The sequence below is a fragment of the Actinoplanes sp. NPDC051346 genome (genome assembly GCF_040682215.1).
Classification (GTDB): Bacteria; Actinomycetota; Actinomycetes; order Mycobacteriales; family Micromonosporaceae; genus Actinoplanes.
Genome location: NZ_JBFBAJ010000003.1, coordinates 114,863 through 134,710 on the forward strand (window position 1 = coordinate 114,863; position 19,848 = coordinate 134,710).

The following is a 19,848-nucleotide window of genomic DNA, read 5'->3' on the forward strand; positions in this document are numbered from 1 at the left end:
AGCGCGTCGTGGGTGATCCGCTTCATGCGCGGGCTCCAGCCGGAGTGGCGGTGCCGAACACGGCGGTCACCACATCCCGCGCCTCCGGCGGGGCGGTCACGGTGAACCGCATGCCGGCCGGACCCACCGTCAGGGTGAAGGTGAAGAAAGAGCAGCAGGCGTACTCCGCGGCGGCCAACCGGGCCAGGTCCACCGTCATCGCCGGGTCGTGCGCGAAGGTCAGCGACACCCCGCCGTCGGCGGGTTTCCGCCCGGTCGCCCGGTCGAGGACCGCCTGCCACTGGTCGATCCGCCCGCGCATCGCCTCGATCCCGCCGTCGATCGTGCACACGATGTCCGGCCCGCCCACCGGGGCGTCTCCGGCGCCGGTCAACGCGGCACGGGCGGCCGGGATCCGCGCCGCCGTGACCACCGACGCGGCCGTCACGCACTGGCAGTCCTCATCGCACGGCGGCTGCGCCAATCGATGCGCGGCGCCCTGCAATCGCGCCACCACGGCGGTCAGCTCGGTCGCCTCCGTCTGCAGGCCGGCGGCCACAGGCGACAGGCCCGGGATGTTCCCGCCGGCCGCGGTCTGGACCCGGGCGGCCAGCTCGATCTGTTCCACCACACGCAGCTCGGCGGCGGCCAGCCGCGCGTTGACGAGCTGCGCCATCCGCTGCTGCACCGCCGCGCAGTCCCCGCCGTCGAATAGCGCCACGATTCCGGTCAGATCGTCGCCGCCGATGCCCAACTGCTCGGCGCCGTCGACGAACCGCACACGCGTACCCGATCGGTCGGCTCTGGCTCCTCCGTCAATGCCCAATTCCGACATGGCAACCTCCATGGACCTTCAGCTCTCAACGTCGTGCCTCGACGGTAAGCCTGTACCTAGGTACCGAATTCAAGGCTTTGGAGAGTGGCGCGGGTCACACCGGAATTCAAGCCGATAGGATCTGGCGGGTGAGGAGGCGGGATGGCCGTCGACGTGCTGACCGAGACCGTGATCGACCGGCCGGTGGCCGAGGTTGCCGCCTACGCGGCCGACCCTGACAACGCGCCGCGCTGGTACGCCAACATCGCCTCGGTGGAGTGGGTGAGCGAACCCCCGCTACGTCTCGGCAGCCTGGTGACGTTCCAGGCGCAGTTTCTCGGCCGTACCCTTCGCTATACCTACGAGATCGTCGAGTACCAACCCGGGGAACGGCTGGTGATGCGCACCGCGCAGGGGCCGTTTCCGATGGAGACCACGTACACCTGGGCATCAGCCGACGGCGGTGGCACCCGGATGACGCTGCGAAATCGCGGCGAGCCGGCTGGGTTCTCCCGGGTCGCCGCGCCCATGATGGCTACGGCGATGCGGCGGGCCAACCGGGCCGACCTGGCACGGATCAAGGCGCTGCTGGAGACCACCTGACCGCCGTGGCCGCGAGGAGCAGACGATGGACACCTGGCAGATGATCCGCACCGAGCGTGCGGCCCTGGTCGACGCGCTCGCCGCCCTTCCCGCGTCGGCGTGGGACCGGCCGTCGCTGTGCGCGGGATGGACCGTGCGCGACGTCGTCGCTCACATGATCGCCACGGCCTCCATGACGCCGCCTCGCTTCTTCGCCAAGCTGATCGGCAGCGGCTTCCGGTTCGACGCGATGGTCCGCAAGGACATCGCCGCGATCATTGCCGACCGGACCGACGTCGACCTGGTCGAGCTGCTTCGCACCCGGGTGGACACGCGTACCGCGCCGCCGGGCCCGAGCCTGTCGTGGCTGGGCGAAACCATCGTGCACGGCGAGGACGTCTTTCGCGCCCTCGACGGCTACCGCGATCACCCGATCAACCACCTCATCGCGGTCGCCGACTTCTACAAGAACAGCGACATGCTCATCGGCGCGAAGAGCCGCGTCGCCGGGGTCACCCTCGCCGCCACCGACGCCGACTGGCGACACGGAACCGGCCCGGAAGCCAACGGCCCCATGATCGCGCTGGTGATGGTGATGACCGGACGGTCCGCCGCCCTCGACGACCTCACCGGGGACGGCGTCACGACCCTCCGTGCCCGCTGCTGAGCCGACGCCACTCCCCCGCGGGGTGGGTCGTCACGTCGCGGCCTCTGAGCGCCAACGCGCGCGGAGCATGTAACGATGGGCGCGGTTAGCGGTGCAGGTAGGTGGACAGTCCGCCGAGTTCCTCGCTGGCGATGAACACCGATCGGACGTTGATGATGGCCTCCTCGACGTGGGTGGAGCAGCCCCACGCGGAGTCGCCCCACGAGTCAGCGATCTTCAACTCGGCCGGTGCGGTGCACTCGGCAGCCGCGCCGAGCTGGCAGTGTCGAGGGCGGGGCCCGGTGACGTGGGCTGCGGCCGCGGCGCGCATCCGGGCGGCCAGCTCGCTTGCCGCGGCGGCGCGCTCCTCGGCCTCGGCGCGTAGTTCCCGCTCTGCGCGTACCGCTTTGAGGGTGGCCAGCCGCAGTTCCAGGTGGCGGGCGACCTGGTCGGCGAGGTGGCAGAGCACCGCGCTCTGCGCCTCGGTCAACTCTCGGGGTACGGCGTCGATCGCGGTCACCGTCCCGAGCTGGTGCCCGTCGGTGGTGACGATCGGGGCGGCGGCGTAGAACCGCAGACCGAGCTCGCCGCGGACGAGGGGATGGTCCAGGGTGCGCGGGTCGGTGACGGCGTCGTTGACCACGTACGGGCCGTCAGCGCAGAACGCCGAGGCGCACAGGCCGGGTTCGGTGCCGACCTGGGCGACACCGTCGAGGCCCTTGGCGGCGGCGAACCAGACCCGGTCGGCGTCGACGATGCTGACGGTGGCGATCGGAGTGCCGCACAGCGCGGCCGCGGCGGCGGCGATCGTGTCGAACTGCCCGTCGGTGGGCGCGTCGAGAATCTCGTAGCGATTGACCGCGGCCAACCGGGCCGGATCGGTCCGGAGGGCGACGCTGTCGGTGGCGATCGACACTATGTGGTGCTCGCTTTCCCAAAGGTGCTACGGCCGACACGGAGGAGTGGGCCGGGGTCGCCAGCGGATCTGTCGTGACGGCTGGTGTGGGCCTGCGGCGTGGGCGCCGTCGCTGAAGGCGGCGCCTGACCGCCCCGCTCGGCGCGTCGTCCTTCAACGCGGGGCTTTGCTGCCGGGTCGACGCCCGGGGTAGTCGATCGCCGTCAGGCGCCACTGTACGGGCTCCGCGAGGCCACCGGCGACACGCGAAGGTCAGGCAAGCGTATTTGCGCAGTAAGAATCTGCGCCCGATAGATCTTCTGGAACCAGTTGCGTGACAGCGATCATTGGCTTTTTCGAACGATCTTCTTCTCTTTGCATGAACTTGTTGCTACAGGGCAACTGATGCCACAGTGGTAGGGGTCGGCCTACTTCTCGATGAGGATTATGCGTGCTTCAAAGATCGTCAAGCTAAGATGCCGCACCGGCATGAGAACGCGATGGGAAACAAGGGTGTCGGGGAAGGTCAAGCCATGGGAACAACGCTGCCTTACTGGGTGGACGCCTCCCGGGAATCGCCGGTGGAGGTCGTCGGTGACACTCACAACGAGTCGTTGGAGCTGGTTGTCCACGGCCGCTGGAATGTCGCTATCGCGGCCGAGATACGGGCCGGGGTGAACAAGTGCCTGGCCGAGCATCCCACTGCTGTGCTCGTCGACCTGCGCGACCTCGGTGACCCGGGTGGGCACAGCGCCCCGATGTGGCTGGCCGCCTACCACTGCGGCAAACTCCGCCAGCCGCCGATCCCGTTGATGCTGTGCATTCCGCCGGCCGCCACGCTCGCCACCCGGCTCCGCCAGATCGGAGCGCAACGATTTCTGTCGGTGTTCGCCAGCATGCCCGAGGCGCGTGCGGCGCTGACCAGCGGGCTACGCCCGCCCGATCGAGTGCAGCAGGACCTGCCCCCCGAGCTGGACTCGGCGGCGCGAGCCCGCGAAGTCCTCGAGCGAGCCTGCCTCGACTGGGATCTGGCATCGCTGCGGCAGCGGGCCCTGCTGGTGATGTCCGAACTGGTCACCAACGCCGTCGAGCACGCCGCCACCGACATGCGGCTCACTGTGTCTCGTCGCGGCGCGGGGCTGTACATGGCCCTCCAAGACGACGACCCCCGACTGCCCGCCCTCCTGCCACCCCCGCCCCACGACCCCGGAACACCTCTGCTCGCACGCGGACAGGGCCTACGCTTGGTCCAGACCGCAGCGAGTGCCTGGGGCGCCCGACGCCACCGAAGCGGCAAGATCGTCTGGGCCACCATCCGCGGCTGCCCAGGGTGAATCGACTTCCGGCCCGCACCCTCAGGGCCGCCCACCGATGATCAGCAGTCGCGTTCTCGGCGTTCGAGGTCGCGTTCGCGGGTATTGGCGAGATCCTCGCGAATGTCCTCCCACCGCTGGTGCTCGCTGACCCGGTGCTGCCGCTCGTCGACCATTCGGTCACGTTCCCGCGCGAGGAGTTCCCGATCGCCGATCTCTTCCTCGCGTTGATCGGCGCGCCGGTCCCGTTCATCGGCCCGCTGATCGCGTTCATCGGCCCGCTGATCGCGTTCATCGGCGCGCCAGTCACGTTCGTCCGCGCGCTGGTCCCGTTCCGCGCCCCGCGCGAGACAGCCGGGGGTGTCCGCGGGATCGGGCTGGCGGGGCTCCTGGGAGACGTCAGGCGTAGGTGTAGGCCTGTGCTGGGTGACAGGTGAGCAGGACGGGGTGCCGCCGTCGCCGAGAAGCAGGGCCGCCGTATCGGTGGCCTGCAAGAGCCGCAGGATATGCGGTTGGGGATCGCGCAGCCTCAGCACGACGCCGCGGCGGGCGCCGCGCCGGTATGCGAGGAGCAGCACTCGCAGCCCGGCGAGATCAACGAAGCTGAGCTGGGTGATGTCCACATCGATACATCCGATGCTGCCGTCCGTGGCCGTGTCCAGCAGCTCGGCCAGAGGTTGCCCGCTGATCCGGTCGAGCTCACCGGTCAGGGTGAACGTGATCCGGTCGACGTCGAAACTCATCGCCACGTGCAGCCGGGCGCCACCGTCGGCGATGTCGGTCATGGCCACGGCCCCCGCGCCGGCTGGGTGGCGAGGATGGCCCATACGGTCTTGCCCTCCCGACATGGCAACGCACCCCACGCGGCAGCAGTCGCGGCGACCAACCGCAGCCCCATGCCCCGATGCGCCAGCAACTCACCCGGCGGCCAACCTCCGGTGTAGATGACCTGGGGCAGGCGCCTGCGGCGATCCTGGACGGCCATGTAGAGCGCCGTGCCCCGCGTGGCCGGGGAGAGTCCCTCCGCGGCGAACCGCGCGGCGGTCTCCCAGGTCGATGCCGAGGACCCGGCCGCGTCCTCCAACTGCTCCACATCGATGATCAACGCCTGGCAGGTCTCCATGAGACACGCCCTCAGCACCCGTGATATCTCATGCCGCAGCGGATCATTCCATTGACCGCGGACCACCACCTGCGTCACCGCCTGCCGCGGATCATTGACGCACGCGATCTGAGCATTCTCGACGACGAAGTACGCGTTGTTCATGACGACGAGATCTTTCCGTCCACAACCCCGAAAGGCTCTTTCTGCCCATCTCGGATCCTGCCCCACGAAAGCCCACCGCGCCACCGCGGCTGACCGACCGGGGGGGGGCGGACAGAGCAGCAGCAACGCAAATACCCATCAGAACCAGGTACTACGGGGCCGGACTATCGCTTGTCGACGCCGCGCAGCCAGGCCTGTTCGCCCACCAGACACAACAGGAATCGCACCGCTGGATGAGCCGCCACCAGCAAAACCCTGACCTGCTGCCCAGCGACCTGATGGCGCAGTGCCAGCAGTTCCCGGACGCCCGCCGCGTCGCAGAACCCCACCCCCGCGAGATCCAGCTCAACGACCCGGGCGGCCGGTTCCACCAGCGCCGCCAGGTGGACGCAGAAACGACCCGCGACGCGGACATCCAGGTCACCGATCACCCGGATCCGCAGCCTGCCCTCCACCAGAGGTATACAGGTCACCACCAGCGGCCACGGGGTATGGCATCCGACATCCGTGCCAGCCATGATCGCGCTCCCGCCTACTCAGGTGACGGGTCGGCCCCCATTAACCCGGCGAGTCACTGTCCATAGCTGCCCAGCCATGATGCCCACCTACGGCACCACATTCGGTATCCATCGACAAGACAGAAACACCGCATCCGTCTTCCGGGTGCGACGTCCTGCAAATTGCAGCCTTGGCACGGCCATCGACGTAAAGCGGGCGAGAGCCGATCCCGATGCATTTTTTTAGGTACGGCGCCATGCACCTGAAGCCGTGGGCCGCGCATATCCGCGACCACGGCGGGTTCAGTGCTCTGCGCGAATTACGTGTCAGATAGGTGCACCACCTGCGCGATGATCTACACCGGAGTCGGCGCCGGCGACCCGCCTGCCCGCAGCTCGAAGGAGAACCATGGACGACCAGCACGCGGATCCGGTGAGCCGCGAGGTGCAGCAGCGGGTTCGCGACAGCTTCGAGCGCCAAGGGCTGATGCGCCTCCTCGGCGCCCGGCTCACCCACATCGCGGCCGGGCGGGTGCACATCGTGCTCCCGGCCAGCCCGGAGGTCACCCAGCAGAACGGCTACATCCACGCCGGAGCCACCAGCGCGGTCGCCGACAGTGCGGGCGGCTACGCCGCGCTGACCCTGTTCCCCCAGGACTCCGATGTCCTCACCGTCGAATACAAGATCAACCTTCTCGCCCCGGCCGCCGGCGACCATATCGAGGCGATCGGCACCGTACTCAAATCCGGCCGGACACTGACCATTTCCAGGCTGGAGGTCTTCGCTGTCCAAGGCGAGCAGCGCGCGCTCGTGGCAGCCGGCCAGCAGACGCTGTTCCGCATCGCAGCGATCGGCGAAGGGCCGATGAAAGCTACTGCGCGGATTCTGCCTGACGGTCCCGGGCCGGCGCGCTGATCGACGAAAAGAGCCGCGAACGCCCGATCGACCTGCTCGTGGTCGATCTGGGTCTGCCGGACGGCAACGGCCTGGACCTCCTTCGGGGGATGCGGGCCGGCCGTCACCTCCCGGTGATCATCCTGACCGGATGGGCCGAGGAACGCGAACGGGTCGTCGGGTTGGAGCTCGGCGCCGACGACTATGTGGTCAAGCCGTTCTCCCTGCCGGAGCTCGCCGCGCGGATCCGGGCGGTGCTGCGCCGCGCCCAGGCTCCGGCGGAGGCTTCGGTGCACCGGTTGGGCGCTCTCACCGTCGACACCCGATCGCGCGAGGTCACGGTGAACGGCAAGCCGGTGGCGTTGACCCCGTTGGAGTACGCGTTGCTGGAGCAGCTGCTCGCCGACGCGCCCTGCTGCTCGTCGAGGACAACACCGACCTCGCCACCATGTACGCCACGCTCCTGTGCCAGCGAGGAGACACCGTCAACCTCGCCACCAACGGCACCGACGCTCTCGCTGCCGCCCGGCGTCGCCCGTTCGCGACTGGACCGCGGCTACACCGACCGGTGCAGGACAGGAAACTCGGGACCCACGCCGCGCGCGGTGAGCATCGCCCGCGCCGCCCCCCAGGCCAGTCGCTCCTGGCCCGGATGCCGGCCGGCGGCACGGTAATGCAGCGACAACACGCCGAGCATGCCGCCATGGTCATCGCACAGCGGATAGGAGTGCACGGCGCGGGACCCCGCGGCGAGCACCACCCGCAATGTCGGTTGTCCGGCGAAGATCGGGCTGGCGGTGACGTCGTCGATCATCACCGGGTCGCCGATTTTCAACGCGACACCGCACGCCGACGCCACTGACGCGTCGACCGTGGCGAAGGACTCCAGAAACGCCTGTGAGAACCCGCGTTGGCAGGCGATCCGTAACGTCTTCGTACGGGAGTCATAGATTTGAAGATCGCAGCCGTCGGCGACGCTCGCGGCGGCCATGATGATCGCCATTTGCGCCGTGGGCCAGTCAACCAGAGCCAGGAAGTCGTCGGCGGCCAGAGTCTCCGGCACGTGACACAGCCGATCGCGGAAACGGGCCACCACCGCCCGCCGGCTGGCGCGCACCTCCGCGTCGATCATCCTCTGCTCCGCCCGGCCCAGCGATTCCTTGCCGTCGAACCGCTGTGGCGGGCTCACCGAAGACCGGTCCGCCATGAGTCACCACCTCGATCGGGATGTCGAGACCCATCCGCCCTGAGGTTACTCACGAACCCCAGCGGTGGAAATGTCCCACTCGGGGCTGCTTCAGACGAGGGTTGGGCTGCGGCGTTCGACCAGGATGACGTCGCGCCACTGGCCGTGGTGCCGGCCGACGCGTTCGCGGGTGCCGATGACGCGGAAGCCGCAGCGGTGGTGCAGGGCGAGGCTGGCGGTGTTCTCGGGGAAGATGCCGGACTGGATCGTCCAGATGCCGGCGGCCTCGGTGCTGGCGATCAGCGCCTCAAGGAGGGCGCGGCCGATGCCACGGCCTCCCCGGTCGGGGCGGACGTAGAGGGAATGCTCGACCACCCCGGCGTAGACCGGCCGCGCCGAGACAGCGGAGCAGGCCACCCAGCCGGTGACGGTGCCGTCCGCGTCGAGGGCCACGAAGCGGTGCCCGGGCAGCCGGGCCGCGTCGAACGCCTCCCAGGACGGGGGCCGGGTCTCGAAAGTGGAGTCCCCGCTGGCGATGCCGGCGGCGAAGATCGCAAGGACGGCGTCGGCGTGCTCGGCGGTCATCGGCGCCAGCCGAATCTCTGTGTCGGTCACTGCGGCAGTCACAAGAACTTTCCGGCGTTGGGGGCCTTAGGACGAGAATCGATGAGATCATTCCGGACGCCTCCGCGTCCAGCGAGCCGTTCCTCGTGAAGCCGAACCGAGCTGTGCAGCCGTTACCCAGGCGTGACCCGCCACGGAGAACCGAAGCGGGTGGGCCGGCATCGCACTAGAGGAAAGAGTCACCACCATGGGGGAGGATCCACCAACATGCGACGCGCAACCACCTTCGTCGGCGCGATTCTCGCGATCGCGGTCATCGCCGGCTGCACCTCGACTCCGCAGCACCTGGAGGGTGCGGCGGCGCCGGCGGGGTCGGCCAGTTCCGCCAGCCCGGCCGCCTCAGCGTCCCCGACTCCGGTCTCCACCCCCAGCCGACCGGCCGTGCCGAGCAAGACTCCGGTCAAGACCAAGCCGATCACGCCCACCAATGCCGATCAGCCGGCCTCCGCGAAGCTGGTCCTGGGACCGACCGGCCTCGGCGCCCTGAAGTTGCGGATGACGGCGAAGCAGGCGCAAGCCACCGGGATGATCAGGCTCTTTGCCAAGCCGTCCGACGGCGGGTGCGGCAGCTCTCTCCTGAAGGGCTCGACGTCCGACCCGTCGAATCAGATCGACGTCTACCACTCGGCGAACTTCGGCGTCGTCATGATCGCCGCGTACGGGAAGATCCGGACCCCGGAGGGCATCGGGCTCGGGAGTTCCGAAGCCGAGGTGAAGCGCACCTATCCGGACTGGAAGGACTCCCTCCACGGCGAAGCGGCCGCGCCCCGGAACAGCCAGGCGTACTACATCATCCTGATGGACGACAAGGGTTTCGTCAGCAGCCTGTCGATCGCGGACAAGAACCAGGACTGTTTCAACTGACCCGCAGCGTACGGAGCACCTCGGCGGTGCGATCGACCTGATCGACCTGCTTGATCTGGACGTACACCCCGGAGCCGCGCTCGCTGGCGAGCAGTACCTCGCTGAAGGAAAGGGCCGTACCGCCGCAGCCGGTCCATCGCCGTACCTGTCCCGACAGGCCGGCTGGGGCGACCGGGCGGTCGGGCTGCCGGACGCAGTCGTCGTGCGCCGGCAGCCTGGCCGTGGCGGGGGCGTCGACGACGCCGGCGAAGACGCCGGGCCGATCGGCTCGCGGGTTCGCCCAACCGGCCAGGTCCGCGCCGACCAGCAGCCCCCGTGCCCGGCCGGCGGGCAGGCCGACGACGCCGGGATCCCAGCCGGCGTTCTTGAGTTGGCCCGCCCAGGCCGCCGGCACGGCGAGCGACAGTTTGCCGCTCTCGTCGGCGACCCGTACCCAATGGGCGGGTGCGGCGTCCGGGACCGTCGCGCCTCCCACCGCCAGGATGGCGGCCGCGGCGACGACGGTGCCGGCGAACCGGATCAGCCGGCGCGACCTGGCACCTCCACGCCGCACCGGTCCGGCGTGCGCGGTGGTCAGGGCGGCCGCGAATGCCGCGGCGGTGGGCCAGCGTCGGTTCCGGTCGGCGTCGATCGCCCGCAGGACGACCCGATCAATCCTTTTCGGTACGGCCAGAGCCAGCTTGGACGGCGCGACGACGTCCGTGCCGTTGGCGCGCGGGGTGCGGCCGGTCAGCATCTGGTAGGCCAACGCGCCCAGGGCGTAGACGTCGGCGCGAACGTCCACGCCGCCGCCGAGTTGTCCCTGCTCGGGGGCCATGTAGCCGGGGGTGCCGGCAACGACGGTGAAACCGGAGGCGTGGGCGATCTCCTTGGCCAGCCCGAGATCGGCCACGAGCACCCGCTCGCCGCCCCGGACGGTGTCGAAGAGGATGTTCGACGGCTTGAGGTCGCGGTGCAGCACGCCGGCGTCGTGCAGCACGGTGACGGCGTGCGCGATCTCGACGGCGTTGCGCACGGCCGTATCGACCGGCAGGGCGCCGGCGGCGAGCCGGTCGGCCAGGGTACCGCCGGACGCGTACGTCATCACCTGGTACGACCGCCCGTCCGGCAACTCACCGAAGTCGTGTACGCGCACCAGCCGCTCGGAATCCGCCCGGCGCAGCACCTGGGCCTCCTGCTCGAAGCGGGCCCGCACGTCGAGGTGGTGTGCCCAGTTGTCGGCCAGCACCTTGATCGCCACCCAGGACTCCAGCACGTCGTCCTCGGCCAGCCAGACGGTGGCGAAGGCGCCGGAGCCCAGTCGCCGGGCGACGCGGTAGCGGCCGATCTTGGTAGGCATTGACACGCTCGTATTATGGGCCGCCGCTTCTAGCCAATTGACAGGGGCAAACATGCACGACAATCCATCGGAGGATCTCGCTCGACGCGCGGCCGACGGCGACACCGCGGCGCTCGACGCGCTGCTGACCCTGATCCGCCCCCACGTGCTGCGCCGGTGTGCCCGGTTCCTGCCCTGTTACCAGGATGCCGAGGAAGCCTGCCAGGACGTGCTCCTCCAGGTGGCCCGCAACATCGGCGGCTTCGAGGGGCGGTCGCGGTTCAGCACCTGGCTGCACGTGGTGATCGCCAACAGCGCGCGGCAGACGTACCGGTCCCTCAAACGGCGGGCGGTGGAGGAGGCCTACGAGGCGCCGCCGGTGGACGTGCCGGACCCGCGCACCACGAGCGTGATCGCCGGCTCGCGGCTGGACCTGCTCGACGCGCTCGAACGGATGGAAGCCCATCGCGCCGAGTTGGTGGCGCCCCTGGTGCTGCGCGACATTTGCCAGCTCGACTATCGGGAGATCGCCGAGCAGCTCGCCATTCCGGAGGGCACCGTCAAGTCGCGGATCCACCAGGCCCGCGTGCAACTCCGCGAAACCCTGGGTGGCACGTACCGCTGACGCTCCCCCTATTCGGGTTCCCAGGCGATGAGCTGGTCGAAGATGGTCAGGTCGCCGTCGAGCTTCAGGGAGTCCAACGGAATGCGGCCGTAGAAGACCAGTACCAGCTCACTGGCGGTCCCCCGGGCCGAGACGCTCGCAGGGCCCAGATCCTCGTCGGCAGCGGAGAGGCGCGCGGTCCGTGCGCCGTCGCCGGAAAGCCAGAGGCGCCAGGAACGACCCTCGACGGCGTGGTAGTCGACGACAGCGGGCTCGTGCGGCCAGGCGGACGTTGTCGCGCAGCAGGTGAACTGGAACTCCTCGACACCGTCGAGCGCCACCTCCTCCGGCAGCGGCTGCGGGGCCCCCAGGGCGACCTGGGCGTCATAGGTGTGCACCGCGATCTCCTGAACCTGGTGCCGGGCGACGGCACCGCAGGTCCGCGGCGACTGCGAATCGCACCATCCCACCCAGCAGCCACGATCCGGGCCGGCCTCCCGCAGCGCGTCCACCAGTTGCTGCGCCGACTCGGCCCACCAAGCCAGCAGTGCCTCGCGCTCCCGAGGCGCGGCCGGGCCCGCCGGTGCGGACTTGGCCGAGGCGGTGGGCCCCGCGGCGACGGTGGCGGCCCAGGCGCGACGCCCCTCGCCCAGGTGCCGCACCAGATCGAACAGCGTCCATCCGGGGCAGGTGGGCACCGGAACGTCGAGGCTGGGCGCGGAGGCGACCGCGTCTCGGAACGCGGTCGACCGCTCGGCGATCAGCCTCAGCAGGTCGGTGAACTCGAGATTCTCTTGCACCCCGGCTGTCTACCACGGTGCCCGGACAACCAAGAACCGAATTTCGTACGCGATGTGGATCACAGCGCGAACGCTCAGGAAAGGGTCCGCCCGTGCCGATTGTCGGGATCACCCGCCCCCGGAGATCGGACCATCGTGCTCGCCCGTGCCCTGCGCTGCCTGATGGCCGCTGCCATCAGCGCTCCCCTGCTGTGGCAACCGGGCTCCGCGCAGCCGCCCGGCGACACCGACGCGTACGCGTTCATGAGCCGGCGTAGTGGCCACGACCTCGTCGCACGCTGGAATCCCTGCGAGGGGATCAATTACCGGGTCAACCTGGACCACGCCCCCGAGGGCTCGCTCATCGAGATCAAAATCGCCGTTGCCCGGATGGCGCGGGCCACCGGTTTGACGTTCCGCTATGCGGGCACCACCGGCGTCGTCCCGGGCAACCCCGGCAACTATCCGCTCGGCACGCAGCTCATCATCGCCTGGGCCGTACCGGGCAAGGACACCGACTCGCTTTCCACAGACGCTGATGTCGCCGGCATCGGCGGCGCCTCGTACAAACCGGGCTTCACCGAGTCCGGAAACGACGCCCTCATCATCGACAAGGGCATGGTCCTGCTCGACGCCACGAGAACCTCGACCATGACGCGAGGCTTCGGCGCGGCACGCGGCGCGACCACCGGCCAGCTCCTGCTGCACGAGCTCGGGCACGCCGTCGGCCTGGCCCACCCGCTGATCAACGACCCCAACGAGATCATGTACTCGCAGCTCACCGCGAAAGCCGCCGACTGGGGCGCGGGCGACCTCACCGGGCTACACGCGGTCGGCGCGGCCGGCGGATGCCTCCACGCCGACGCCTCTCTCCTCAAGCGATAATCGAGGTCACGTTTGTCCATCTTGAACCTGAGTGGACGACAGGTCGTCACGACCACTTTCGTCTTCGGCGGGCAGGTCCGAGCGCTCGCGGCGCTGGCGGAAGTGGCCGGAGCGCCAGTACCAGCCGTCCGGTCCGATGATCTCGACCTGCGGGTCGTCCGCAGGGCCTCGAAGCCAGAACTTGAACCCCATGCCAGACCCCCGGAGCACTAGTCGCGCGATATTTCCGTACGACAATAGCGACTGTTCATAGTCTCCGTGAAGTGCCCGCATGACCAGCGGGCACCCGCCTAGCCTGCGATCATGGCTGCCAAGAAGCTCAGGCTCGTGGGAGCGCACGAGATTCGTACGATGCTCGGAGGCATCAGCCGGCAGCGCGTCTACCAGATCACCAGCCGCCGGGACTTCCCCGCCCCGGTCGCCGAGCTGGCGATGGGCAACGTCTGGCTCACCGAGGATGTCGAGGCCTGGATCGCCGCCCGACCGTCCCGAGCCGGCACCGACGACTGAGCAGCGCACGGCACGGCGTCATGAGGACCCGTGCAGCGCCTTGTCGAGTCCATCGAGGATGAGCTCCAGCCCGTACCCGAACTCCTTGCCGAAGTCATAGCCCGGCCGCAGCACATGCTGGAACGTGAACTCGGCCAGATGGGGATAAGCCTCGGCGGGGAACTGCGCCAGCATCGCCTGCGCCAGCTCCGCCGTCTCGTCGGGAGTGTCGAACGGTAGACCGCGCTCCTGCAGGGCGAAACCGAAGATATAGCTGTCGAGCAATGCGTACGCGTGGGCGGCCAGGTCAACGGAAAAGCCGGCGGCGCGCAGGCAGCCGAGCACGGCATTGTGGTGGCGCAGCGTGGCCGGCCCGGGCGTGGTCCGTGACTCCAACAGGCCGATGGCCCACCGGTGCCGCCGCAGGGCCGCGCGGACCGAGTCGGCGCGCCGCCGCATCGCGTCGAGCCAGTCGCCGGCGGCGGCCGGGGGTTCGATCTCTTCGAACACCAGGTCGACCATGCCGTCGAGGAGGTCCTCCTTGTTGGCCACGTGGGTGTAGAGCGACATCGCCTCGACGCCGACGGACTCGCCCAGCCGCCGCATCGTCAGCGCCTCCAGGCCGCTCTGGTCGGCGAGCGCCACCGCCGCGCGGAGCACGATGTCGCGGCTCAGCGGTGTGCGCACAGTTCGGCTGCCTCGTGCGGCCATGGGGCGTCCTCCTTCGCTCGGCGTTGACAATCTTACGTTGTAAGGGTCATCCTTACGTCGTAAGGATGCGGCGAGTCAGGGAGCGGCATGATGAGCACGACCCGGCGGCACCACCCCACCGAGGCGCCCGGCACGACCACCATGCGCGCCGTCGTCCAGGAGCAATACGGCCCCACACCCCAGGACGTCCTGCGGCAGGGTCGGATCGCCCGGCCCACGATCGGACCGGCCGAGGTCCTGGTGCGGGTGCACGCCGCCGCCGTCGACCGCGGCACCTGGCACCTCATGGCGGGTCTGCCCTATCCGGTGCGGGCCGCCGGATTCGGCATGCGCCGCCCCAAGGCCACCAATCCCGGCCGGAGTCTCGCCGGCACGGTCGTGGCGGTCGGCGCCGACGTGACGGAGTTCGGCGCGGGCGACGAGGTGTTCGGCGTCGGCGTCGCCGCGTACGCGGAAATGGCCTGTGCCCGCGCCGACCGGCTCGCGAAAAAGCCGGCGAACTTGACCTTCACGCAGGCGGCCGCGGTGCCCGACTCCGGGCTCACCGCCCTGCAAGCCGTCCGCATTCACGCGAAGGTGGTCTCGGGGGAAAGGGTGCTCGTGCTCGGCGCGGCCGGCGGGGTGGGAAGCTTCGCGGTCCAGCTCGCTGTCGCCGAGGGTGCCCAGGTCACGGGCGTTTCCCGTACGGAAAAAGTCGATCTTGTCCATCGGCTCGGCGCACACCGGGTCATCGACTACACCCGCGAGGACCCTACCGGCGACGGCACGCGCTATGACGTCATCATCGACACCGGCGGCAACCGTCGCCTGGCCCACCTGCGCCGTGCCCTCACACCCCGGGGCCGGCTCGTCATCGTCGGCGGGGAAAACGGCGGACGCTGGCTCGGCGGCACCGACCGACAGCTCCGCGCGCAGTTGCTGTCACCGTTCCTGCGGCAGCAGCTGGGCTCCTTCATCGCCTCCGAGGACGCTGCCGGGCTGGTGGAGATCCGCAAGCTCATCGAGGCCGGCGCGATCATTCCGGCCATCGACCGGACCTTCCCGCTCGACCGCGCCGCGGAAGCCGTGCAGCACCTGCTCGACGGGCGCGCTCAGGGCAAAGTGGTGATCACGCCCTGAGCCGCGGGGTTCACAGACTCCGCTCGAAGAGCTGACGGACGCTCTGCGGCTGCTTGCTCAGGATTCGGTCCCGCTCTTCCGCCCGCTGACGCGCGGCGGCCATGCCCGGCGCGAGAATGCCCCAAATGATCATGGCGAGGGCGGCAACCCAGGCCCACCAAGGCACCGTCGACTGCGAGCCCCACAGGGCACTCGTCCACTCATAGGCGGGGTCGAGATACGCCTCCATAGAAGCCTCCTAGCTGCCGGGACGGCCCCTTATATCGGCGCGGCGCCGCCGCGGCTTAGCGTTTTCTCAGGCCGAGGAGGTCGCCACGACGGCCGTCGGAACGCCGGCAACGCAGGTCACCGTCACCCGGACCCGGCTCTCGCCGTCCCGGAAGACAATCACGGCCGCGAGCGTCGGCCCGGGATTCACCCGCTCGACTTCGTACGGGCCCGCCGGCGCGAAGCCGACGATCCGCGCCAGCCCCAGCCTGGTGCAGCGCGCGGCGACAGTGCCCCCGACCGTACGGAACGTCGACACGCCGTCCGGCAGTGCGGTGACGCTCGGTCTCGCCGAGGGCTCGGCGGTCGGCGACGGGCCCCGTTCGGCGGATGACGTCACCGTTCTCCGGGGCACTGTGGCGGCGGTCGCGCTGGGCCGGGCAGCGGGCACGGACGTGCCGATCGGCGCCGGGGTTCGCGGCGATGCGACACCTTCGACCGGCGGGACGGAAATCGCCGCGGGCACCTCGGACGCCGGATGCGGCTCCGCCGGCAGCAGCATCCACCCCGTCACGGCCAGCAGCGCGACGGTCGCCGCGGACCCGACCAGCAGCTTTCCGCGACGGTGCGGCGGCGCCGGGGGCACCGGCGGAGCTCCGAACCTGATCGGCATTCCCCCGCCAAGGACCTGAGCGACCTCCGCGGCGCTCGGCCGCTCGGCCGGCTCCTTGCGCAGACACCGGTTGATCAGCGCGGCGATCTCCGCGGGCACCTCGGGCAGTTGGGGCAGCGGCACCGGCTCCACCGTCACATGGGCGGTCAGCATCTGCGTCGTGCTGTCGACCGTCCACGGGGATTCGCCCGCCAGCAACCGGTAGAGGAGCACACCGAGCGCGTAGACATCCGAGGCGGGCTCGACGGCGTCGGAGGTCATCCGCTCCGGCGCGAGGTAGGCCGGCGTGCCCAGCAGCTCCTCGGGCTCCGCGGCCCCGGCCGAGGCGGCGAGTCCGAAGTCGACCACCTTGACGCCGTCGCGGGTGACCATGACATTGGCCGGCTTGATGTCCCGATGCACCAGGCCGTCGGCGTGCGCCGCCGCCAGGGCCGCGGCGACCTGCGCGCCGATCCGGCAGATCTCCCGCGGTGCCAGCACACCGGTCCGGGCACGCTGCTGCAACGTGATGCCGTGGACCAGCTCCATGACCACGTACGGGACGTTCTCCGCCTCGCCGTAGTCGTACACCTGGGCGATGTGCGGGTGCGAAAGGGCTGCGGCCGCGCGGGCCTCGGCGCGGATGCGATCACGCGACTGCCGATCACCGGCGTACCGTCCGGCCAGCAGTTTTATCGCGACCGTACGGCACAGCACCTCGTCGCGGGCCCGCCAGACCACCGCCATGCCGCCGCGGCCGATCGGTTCCAGCAGCGTGTAGCGGCCGCCGAGCATCTGCTGCTGCACCTCCGTCCGGGCCCTGCCACACCCTGTCCGGCTCACCCCCTCGCCGCACCTCCACCCGAGGCAGTGTGCACCCCGAGGAACCGAATCGCACTGGGTGATCAGGATGTCCGGGATTCATCGCCATGAATTGAGTAGACACACCCGGCAAATCGGAAGGTGATCACACGTTTCCCGGCCGCCGCTTGCCTTCGACACGGCCCCCACGAAGGATGAAACGGTGCCGCGCCCGATCACCTCACTCCTGGGGCGCCTGCTGCGCCTGCCGCCGCCCCGCACGACCTACACGGTGGATCACGGCATTCACATCCCGATGAACGACGGGGTACGGCTGCGCGCCACGCACTACGCGCCAGACGGAAAAGCGCGGGGCACGGTGCTGGTACGCACCCCGTACGGTCGCGGCGTGCCGGCATCCCTGGTGCACGGCCACATGCTGGCCGCCCGCGGTTACCACGTGGTGGTAAGCAGCGTCCGAGGCACCTTCGGCTCGGGCGGAACGTTCGTACCGATGGCGCAGGAAACCGCGGACGGCCACGACACCGTCGCCTGGCTGCGCACCCGCGACTGGTTCGACGGACGGCTCGCCACGCTCGGCGGCTCGTACCTCGGCTGGACGCAATGGACGCTCTTGCAGGACCCCCCGCCGGAACTGCGAACCGCCGTCGTCTCCGTTGGCCCGCACGACTTCCGCAAGGCGGTCTACGGCACCGGCGCGTTCACCCTCGGCGACTTCCTGAGCTGGAGCAACCAGATCGCCGGCCAGGAGAAGCGCGGACTGCGCCGGCTGCGGCACGTCGCGACCGCCGCCCGCCGGATCCGGCCGGGCCTGCACGGGCTGCCACTGGCGGAGGCTGCCGAGCCGGTGCTGCGGGGGCGGGCGCCGTGGTACAGGGAGTGGTTGTCGCATCCAGAAGAGACGGATCCGTTCTGGGGGCCGTACCGGGCGGGGACGGCGCTGGAGCGGGTGACGGTGCCCGTGATGCTGGTCAGCGGCTGGCAGGATCTGTTCCTGGGCCAGACGCTCGAACAGTATGCGACGCTGCGCGAACGCGGGGTGGAGGTGTCGCTGCTCGTCGGCCCTTGGACCCATGTGGGAGTCGCGACGAAGGGTGCGCCGCGGGCAGAGCCAGCGACGCTGGCCTGGCTGGACCGACACCTCGCCGGCGACAGCCCGCCATCCGCCACGACCCCTGCCACCACGACCCCTGCCACCACGACCCCCGGCACCGCGGGCCAGGCCACCCCTGGCGAGGCCACCGCGGATCAGGCCACCGCAGGTCCAGCCGCCGCCGGCGCGACCCCGCATGCCATCGCCACGATTCCGGTCGCCCCCATCGCGACCCCAGCCACCACCGCCACCGCCACCGCCACCGCGACCGCCACCGCGACCGCGACCGCTGCCGCCACCGCGATGCCGGACGCCACTGCGGTGATCTCAGCCGCGGCCATCGCGACCACCACCGTGACCCCAGCCGCAGCCGCCCCCGCGTCCCTGCGCGCCGCCGCCGCGGTCACCGTTTATCGCACCGGTGAGAATCGGTGGCACGCGCTCGCGGCATGGCCCCCGGCGACCACCCCGGCGCGTTTCGGTCTGTGCGCCGACGGCTCGCTCGTGCTCGCGACCCCTGACAGCGATCCGCACGCCGAGGGCATCCGCGCCGGTAACGCCGCGTCCCAGGTCGTGGCCTTCCGCTACGACCCCTCGGACCCCACCCCGTCGGTTGGCGGGCGGGTGCTCGCCGGCTCGGCGGGCGTGCGGGACAACCGCGCGCTAGAGGCCCGCGATGACGTGCTCGTCTTCTCGACCGCACCGCTCGCCGCCCACCTCGATGTGGCGGGCTCCCCCACCGTTGAGTTGGCGCTGTCGGTGGACAACCCCTACGCGGACGTCTTCCTGCGCCTCTGCGATGTGGACCCGGCCGGCCGCTCCCGCAACTTCTCGGACGCGCTGACGCGGCTCGACCCGTCCGTGCCAGCCGGGCGGGTGCAGCGCCTGACCGTCCGGCTCGACCAGTGCTTTCACCGGCTGGCGGCCGGGCACCGCGTGCGGCTTCAGGTCTCGGGCGGCGCACATCCGCGGTATGCCCGAAACCTGGGGGCGGCCGGGACGCCCGCGCACGGCTCGGACATGGCCCCTTCAACGCATGCCGTCCACTGTGCGGACACCTCGCTGATCCTGCCGGTGACCTCGGCCTAAGTGGTGGGGTGCTGCATCCACCACTCGGTGAATTGCCGAGCCTGCCCGTTGTTGTCGAGCCGCAGCACCCACATGTTGCTGAACACCCGCGACGGCGAGGAATAGCGGGTCGTAGCCTCGATCACGGCCAGATCGTCGGTGACGATCAGCGGATGCCACTCGAAGGTGGTGGCACGCGGCTCGTCCTGATGCTCGAGCCACCCGGCCACGATCGCCTGCCGGCCCACCCACGGCTGCGCCCACGGCTCGGTGAAGTAGGCGGCGTCCTCGGCGAACAACCCGGCAATGGTGGCGGGGTCGTTGGTTTCCCAGGCGGCCCGATAGGTGCCCACCCAGGCGGCGACCGCGTCAAGGTTCGTCATCGTCGCTCCTCCACTCGATGTCAGGCGCTCCTCAACCAACGCTCCCCGACCGTCCTCCCCCGCGCCGACGAGCCACCCACACTCCCCACCCGTGATCCGCGAACCAGCGAGCCACCACGCGACCCCCGAACCAGCGAGCCACCAGCACTCCCCAAC

General features: G+C 70.1%; 25 protein-coding genes. 11 read left to right on the forward strand and 14 right to left on the reverse strand.

The window, feature by feature from the left end; translation table 11 throughout:
- Positions 1-22: 22 nt before the first annotated feature.
- Positions 23-760, reverse strand: coding sequence for a hypothetical protein (locus AB0M36_RS08825; protein ID WP_364154552.1), 738 nt, complete (start codon positions 758-760; stop codon positions 23-25).
- 195 nt (positions 761-955) lie between these two features.
- On the opposite strand from AB0M36_RS08825, the gene AB0M36_RS08830 reads away from it, so the two are divergent.
- Positions 956-1,396 (forward strand): SRPBCC family protein, encoded by a 441-nt coding sequence (locus AB0M36_RS08830; protein WP_364154555.1) that lies wholly within the window; start codon positions 956-958, stop codon positions 1,394-1,396.
- Between the two features lie 25 nt (positions 1,397-1,421).
- Positions 1,422-2,042: a maleylpyruvate isomerase family mycothiol-dependent enzyme gene (locus AB0M36_RS08835; protein WP_364154558.1), complete on the forward strand. Its 621-nt coding sequence runs from the start codon at positions 1,422-1,424 to the stop codon at positions 2,040-2,042.
- Between the two features lie 85 nt (positions 2,043-2,127).
- Here AB0M36_RS08835 and AB0M36_RS08840 read toward each other — a convergent pair whose 3' ends face one another.
- Positions 2,128-2,937, reverse strand: coding sequence for a GAF domain-containing protein (locus AB0M36_RS08840; RefSeq protein WP_364154560.1), 810 nt, complete (start codon positions 2,935-2,937; stop codon positions 2,128-2,130).
- A gap of 512 nt (positions 2,938-3,449) precedes the next feature.
- On the opposite strand from AB0M36_RS08840, the gene AB0M36_RS08845 reads away from it, so the two are divergent.
- Entirely contained in the window at positions 3,450-4,250 is an 801-nt protein-coding gene (locus AB0M36_RS08845; protein WP_364154562.1) for an ATP-binding protein, read from the forward strand.
- Between the two features lie 41 nt (positions 4,251-4,291).
- On the opposite strand, the gene AB0M36_RS08850 is transcribed toward AB0M36_RS08845, so the two are convergent.
- The 3 genes from AB0M36_RS08850 to AB0M36_RS08860 all read right to left on the reverse strand — a co-directional run bounded on the left by AB0M36_RS08850 (position 4,292) and on the right by AB0M36_RS08860 (position 6,014).
- Positions 4,292-5,014, reverse strand: coding sequence for an STAS domain-containing protein (locus tag AB0M36_RS08850; RefSeq protein WP_364154566.1), 723 nt, complete (start codon positions 5,012-5,014; stop codon positions 4,292-4,294).
- Entirely contained in the window at positions 5,011-5,496 is a 486-nt protein-coding gene (locus AB0M36_RS08855) for a hypothetical protein (protein WP_364154569.1), read from the reverse strand. Before AB0M36_RS08855 ends, AB0M36_RS08850 begins: the two co-directional genes overlap by 4 nt.
- Positions 5,497-5,660: 164 nt before the next feature.
- Positions 5,661-6,014, reverse strand: coding sequence for an STAS domain-containing protein (locus AB0M36_RS08860; RefSeq protein ID WP_364154572.1), 354 nt, complete (start codon positions 6,012-6,014; stop codon positions 5,661-5,663).
- 388 nt (positions 6,015-6,402) lie between these two features.
- Between AB0M36_RS08860 and AB0M36_RS08865 the strand changes: the two genes are divergently transcribed.
- Both AB0M36_RS08865 and AB0M36_RS08870 read left to right on the forward strand, forming a co-directional pair.
- Complete coding sequence (locus AB0M36_RS08865) at positions 6,403-6,909, forward strand: PaaI family thioesterase (RefSeq protein ID WP_364154574.1); 507 nt, start codon at positions 6,403-6,405, stop codon at positions 6,907-6,909.
- On the forward strand, positions 6,909-7,562 hold the full coding sequence (locus AB0M36_RS08870; protein ID WP_364155392.1) for a response regulator transcription factor: 654 nt from the start codon (positions 6,909-6,911) through the stop codon (positions 7,560-7,562). The genes AB0M36_RS08865 and AB0M36_RS08870 overlap by 1 nt, the downstream gene beginning before the upstream one ends.
- Here AB0M36_RS08870 and AB0M36_RS08875 read toward each other — a convergent pair.
- Both AB0M36_RS08875 and AB0M36_RS08880 read right to left on the reverse strand, forming a co-directional pair.
- Positions 7,445-8,020 (reverse strand): GAF domain-containing protein, encoded by a 576-nt coding sequence (locus AB0M36_RS08875; RefSeq protein WP_364154577.1) that lies wholly within the window; start codon positions 8,018-8,020, stop codon positions 7,445-7,447. The genes AB0M36_RS08870 and AB0M36_RS08875 overlap by 118 nt on opposite strands.
- Before the next feature lie 165 nt (positions 8,021-8,185).
- Entirely contained in the window at positions 8,186-8,689 is a 504-nt protein-coding gene (locus AB0M36_RS08880; RefSeq protein ID WP_364154580.1) for an N-acetyltransferase family protein, read from the reverse strand.
- A 216-nt stretch (positions 8,690-8,905) separates the two neighbouring features.
- Here AB0M36_RS08880 and AB0M36_RS08885 point away from each other — a divergent pair, with 216 nt between their 5' ends.
- Positions 8,906-9,562, forward strand: a complete 657-nt coding sequence (locus AB0M36_RS08885) for a hypothetical protein (protein ID WP_364154582.1) — start codon at positions 8,906-8,908, stop codon at positions 9,560-9,562.
- On the opposite strand, the gene AB0M36_RS08890 is transcribed toward AB0M36_RS08885, so the two are convergent.
- Positions 9,555-10,901 carry a serine/threonine-protein kinase gene (locus AB0M36_RS08890; protein WP_364155394.1) on the reverse strand — a complete coding sequence of 449 codons (1,347 nt, stop codon included), beginning with the start codon at positions 10,899-10,901 and terminating at the stop codon, positions 9,555-9,557. The genes AB0M36_RS08885 and AB0M36_RS08890 overlap by 8 nt on opposite strands.
- A 52-nt stretch (positions 10,902-10,953) precedes the next feature.
- Here AB0M36_RS08890 and AB0M36_RS08895 point away from each other — a divergent pair, with 52 nt between their 5' ends.
- The gene (locus tag AB0M36_RS08895; RefSeq protein ID WP_364154584.1) at positions 10,954-11,505 is read left to right on the forward strand and encodes an RNA polymerase sigma factor; all 552 of its coding nucleotides are present in this window, start codon (positions 10,954-10,956) and stop codon (positions 11,503-11,505) included.
- A gap of 8 nt (positions 11,506-11,513) precedes the next feature.
- On the opposite strand, the gene AB0M36_RS08900 is transcribed toward AB0M36_RS08895, so the two are convergent.
- The gene (locus tag AB0M36_RS08900; protein WP_364154587.1) at positions 11,514-12,284 is read right to left on the reverse strand and encodes a maleylpyruvate isomerase family mycothiol-dependent enzyme; all 771 of its coding nucleotides are present in this window, start codon (positions 12,282-12,284) and stop codon (positions 11,514-11,516) included.
- Positions 12,285-12,419: 135 nt separating this feature from the next.
- Between AB0M36_RS08900 and AB0M36_RS08905 the strand changes: the two genes are divergently transcribed.
- Positions 12,420-13,148: a hypothetical protein gene (locus AB0M36_RS08905; protein WP_364154590.1), complete on the forward strand. Its 729-nt coding sequence runs from the start codon at positions 12,420-12,422 to the stop codon at positions 13,146-13,148.
- A gap of 6 nt (positions 13,149-13,154) precedes the next feature.
- Here AB0M36_RS08905 and AB0M36_RS08910 read toward each other — a convergent pair whose 3' ends face one another.
- Positions 13,155-13,340 carry a hypothetical protein gene (locus AB0M36_RS08910; protein WP_364154593.1) on the reverse strand — a complete coding sequence of 62 codons (186 nt, stop codon included), beginning with the start codon at positions 13,338-13,340 and terminating at the stop codon, positions 13,155-13,157.
- 111 nt (positions 13,341-13,451) lie between these two features.
- Between AB0M36_RS08910 and AB0M36_RS08915 the strand changes: the two genes are divergently transcribed.
- Positions 13,452-13,658 (forward strand): DNA-binding protein, encoded by a 207-nt coding sequence (locus AB0M36_RS08915; RefSeq protein WP_364154595.1) that lies wholly within the window; start codon positions 13,452-13,454, stop codon positions 13,656-13,658.
- 18 nt (positions 13,659-13,676) lie between these two features.
- On the opposite strand, the gene AB0M36_RS08920 is transcribed toward AB0M36_RS08915, so the two are convergent.
- On the reverse strand, positions 13,677-14,348 hold the full coding sequence (locus AB0M36_RS08920) for a TetR/AcrR family transcriptional regulator (protein ID WP_364154597.1): 672 nt from the start codon (positions 14,346-14,348) through the stop codon (positions 13,677-13,679).
- Between the two features lie 90 nt (positions 14,349-14,438).
- Here AB0M36_RS08920 and AB0M36_RS08925 point away from each other — a divergent pair, with 90 nt between their 5' ends.
- A complete protein-coding gene (locus tag AB0M36_RS08925) occupies positions 14,439-15,467 on the forward strand; it encodes an NAD(P)-dependent alcohol dehydrogenase (RefSeq protein WP_364154600.1) in 1,029 nt (342 codons plus the stop codon).
- A gap of 10 nt (positions 15,468-15,477) precedes the next feature.
- Here AB0M36_RS08925 and AB0M36_RS08930 read toward each other — a convergent pair whose 3' ends face one another.
- A complete protein-coding gene (locus tag AB0M36_RS08930; protein WP_364154602.1) occupies positions 15,478-15,696 on the reverse strand; it encodes a hypothetical protein in 219 nt (72 codons plus the stop codon).
- A 66-nt stretch (positions 15,697-15,762) separates the two neighbouring features.
- The gene (locus AB0M36_RS08935) at positions 15,763-17,169 is read right to left on the reverse strand and encodes a protein kinase (RefSeq protein ID WP_364154605.1); all 1,407 of its coding nucleotides are present in this window, start codon (positions 17,167-17,169) and stop codon (positions 15,763-15,765) included.
- Positions 17,170-17,350: 181 nt separating this feature from the next.
- Here AB0M36_RS08935 and AB0M36_RS08940 point away from each other — a divergent pair, with 181 nt between their 5' ends.
- On the forward strand, positions 17,351-19,330 hold the full coding sequence (locus AB0M36_RS08940) for a CocE/NonD family hydrolase (protein WP_364154608.1): 1,980 nt from the start codon (positions 17,351-17,353) through the stop codon (positions 19,328-19,330).
- Here the strand turns inward: AB0M36_RS08940 and AB0M36_RS08945 are convergent.
- On the reverse strand, positions 19,327-19,692 hold the full coding sequence (locus tag AB0M36_RS08945; protein WP_364154610.1) for a nuclear transport factor 2 family protein: 366 nt from the start codon (positions 19,690-19,692) through the stop codon (positions 19,327-19,329). The genes AB0M36_RS08940 and AB0M36_RS08945 overlap by 4 nt on opposite strands.
- Positions 19,693-19,848 lie beyond the last annotated feature (156 nt).

What these genes read in the sequence shown, in the direction of transcription:
- AB0M36_RS08830 (WP_364154555.1), top strand. Translation starts at nt 956, where the DNA reads ATGGCCGTCGACGTGCTGACCGAGACCGTGATCGACCGGCCGGTGGCC.
- AB0M36_RS08835 (WP_364154558.1), top strand. Translation starts at nt 1,422, where the DNA reads ATGGACACCTGGCAGATGATCCGCACCGAGCGTGCGGCCCTGGTCGAC.
- AB0M36_RS08845 (WP_364154562.1), top strand. Translation starts at nt 3,450, where the DNA reads ATGGGAACAACGCTGCCTTACTGGGTGGACGCCTCCCGGGAATCGCCG.
- AB0M36_RS08850 (WP_364154566.1), bottom strand. Translation starts at nt 5,014, where the DNA reads ATGACCGACATCGCCGACGGTGGCGCCCGGCTGCACGTGGCGATGAGT.
- AB0M36_RS08855 (WP_364154569.1), bottom strand. Translation starts at nt 5,496, where the DNA reads ATGAACAACGCGTACTTCGTCGTCGAGAATGCTCAGATCGCGTGCGTC.
- AB0M36_RS08860 (WP_364154572.1), bottom strand. Translation starts at nt 6,014, where the DNA reads ATGGCTGGCACGGATGTCGGATGCCATACCCCGTGGCCGCTGGTGGTG.
- AB0M36_RS08865 (WP_364154574.1), top strand. Translation starts at nt 6,403, where the DNA reads ATGGACGACCAGCACGCGGATCCGGTGAGCCGCGAGGTGCAGCAGCGG.
- AB0M36_RS08875 (WP_364154577.1), bottom strand. Translation starts at nt 8,020, where the DNA reads ATGATCGACGCGGAGGTGCGCGCCAGCCGGCGGGCGGTGGTGGCCCGT.
- AB0M36_RS08885 (WP_364154582.1), top strand. Translation starts at nt 8,906, where the DNA reads ATGCGACGCGCAACCACCTTCGTCGGCGCGATTCTCGCGATCGCGGTC.
- AB0M36_RS08890 (WP_364155394.1), bottom strand. Translation starts at nt 10,901, where the DNA reads ATGCCTACCAAGATCGGCCGCTACCGCGTCGCCCGGCGACTGGGCTCC.
- AB0M36_RS08895 (WP_364154584.1), top strand. Translation starts at nt 10,954, where the DNA reads ATGCACGACAATCCATCGGAGGATCTCGCTCGACGCGCGGCCGACGGC.
- AB0M36_RS08910 (WP_364154593.1), bottom strand. Translation starts at nt 13,340, where the DNA reads ATGGGGTTCAAGTTCTGGCTTCGAGGCCCTGCGGACGACCCGCAGGTC.
- AB0M36_RS08915 (WP_364154595.1), top strand. Translation starts at nt 13,452, where the DNA reads ATGGCTGCCAAGAAGCTCAGGCTCGTGGGAGCGCACGAGATTCGTACG.
- AB0M36_RS08920 (WP_364154597.1), bottom strand. Translation starts at nt 14,348, where the DNA reads ATGGCCGCACGAGGCAGCCGAACTGTGCGCACACCGCTGAGCCGCGAC.
- AB0M36_RS08925 (WP_364154600.1), top strand. Translation starts at nt 14,439, where the DNA reads ATGAGCACGACCCGGCGGCACCACCCCACCGAGGCGCCCGGCACGACC.
- AB0M36_RS08930 (WP_364154602.1), bottom strand. Translation starts at nt 15,696, where the DNA reads ATGGAGGCGTATCTCGACCCCGCCTATGAGTGGACGAGTGCCCTGTGG.
- AB0M36_RS08945 (WP_364154610.1), bottom strand. Translation starts at nt 19,692, where the DNA reads ATGACGAACCTTGACGCGGTCGCCGCCTGGGTGGGCACCTATCGGGCC.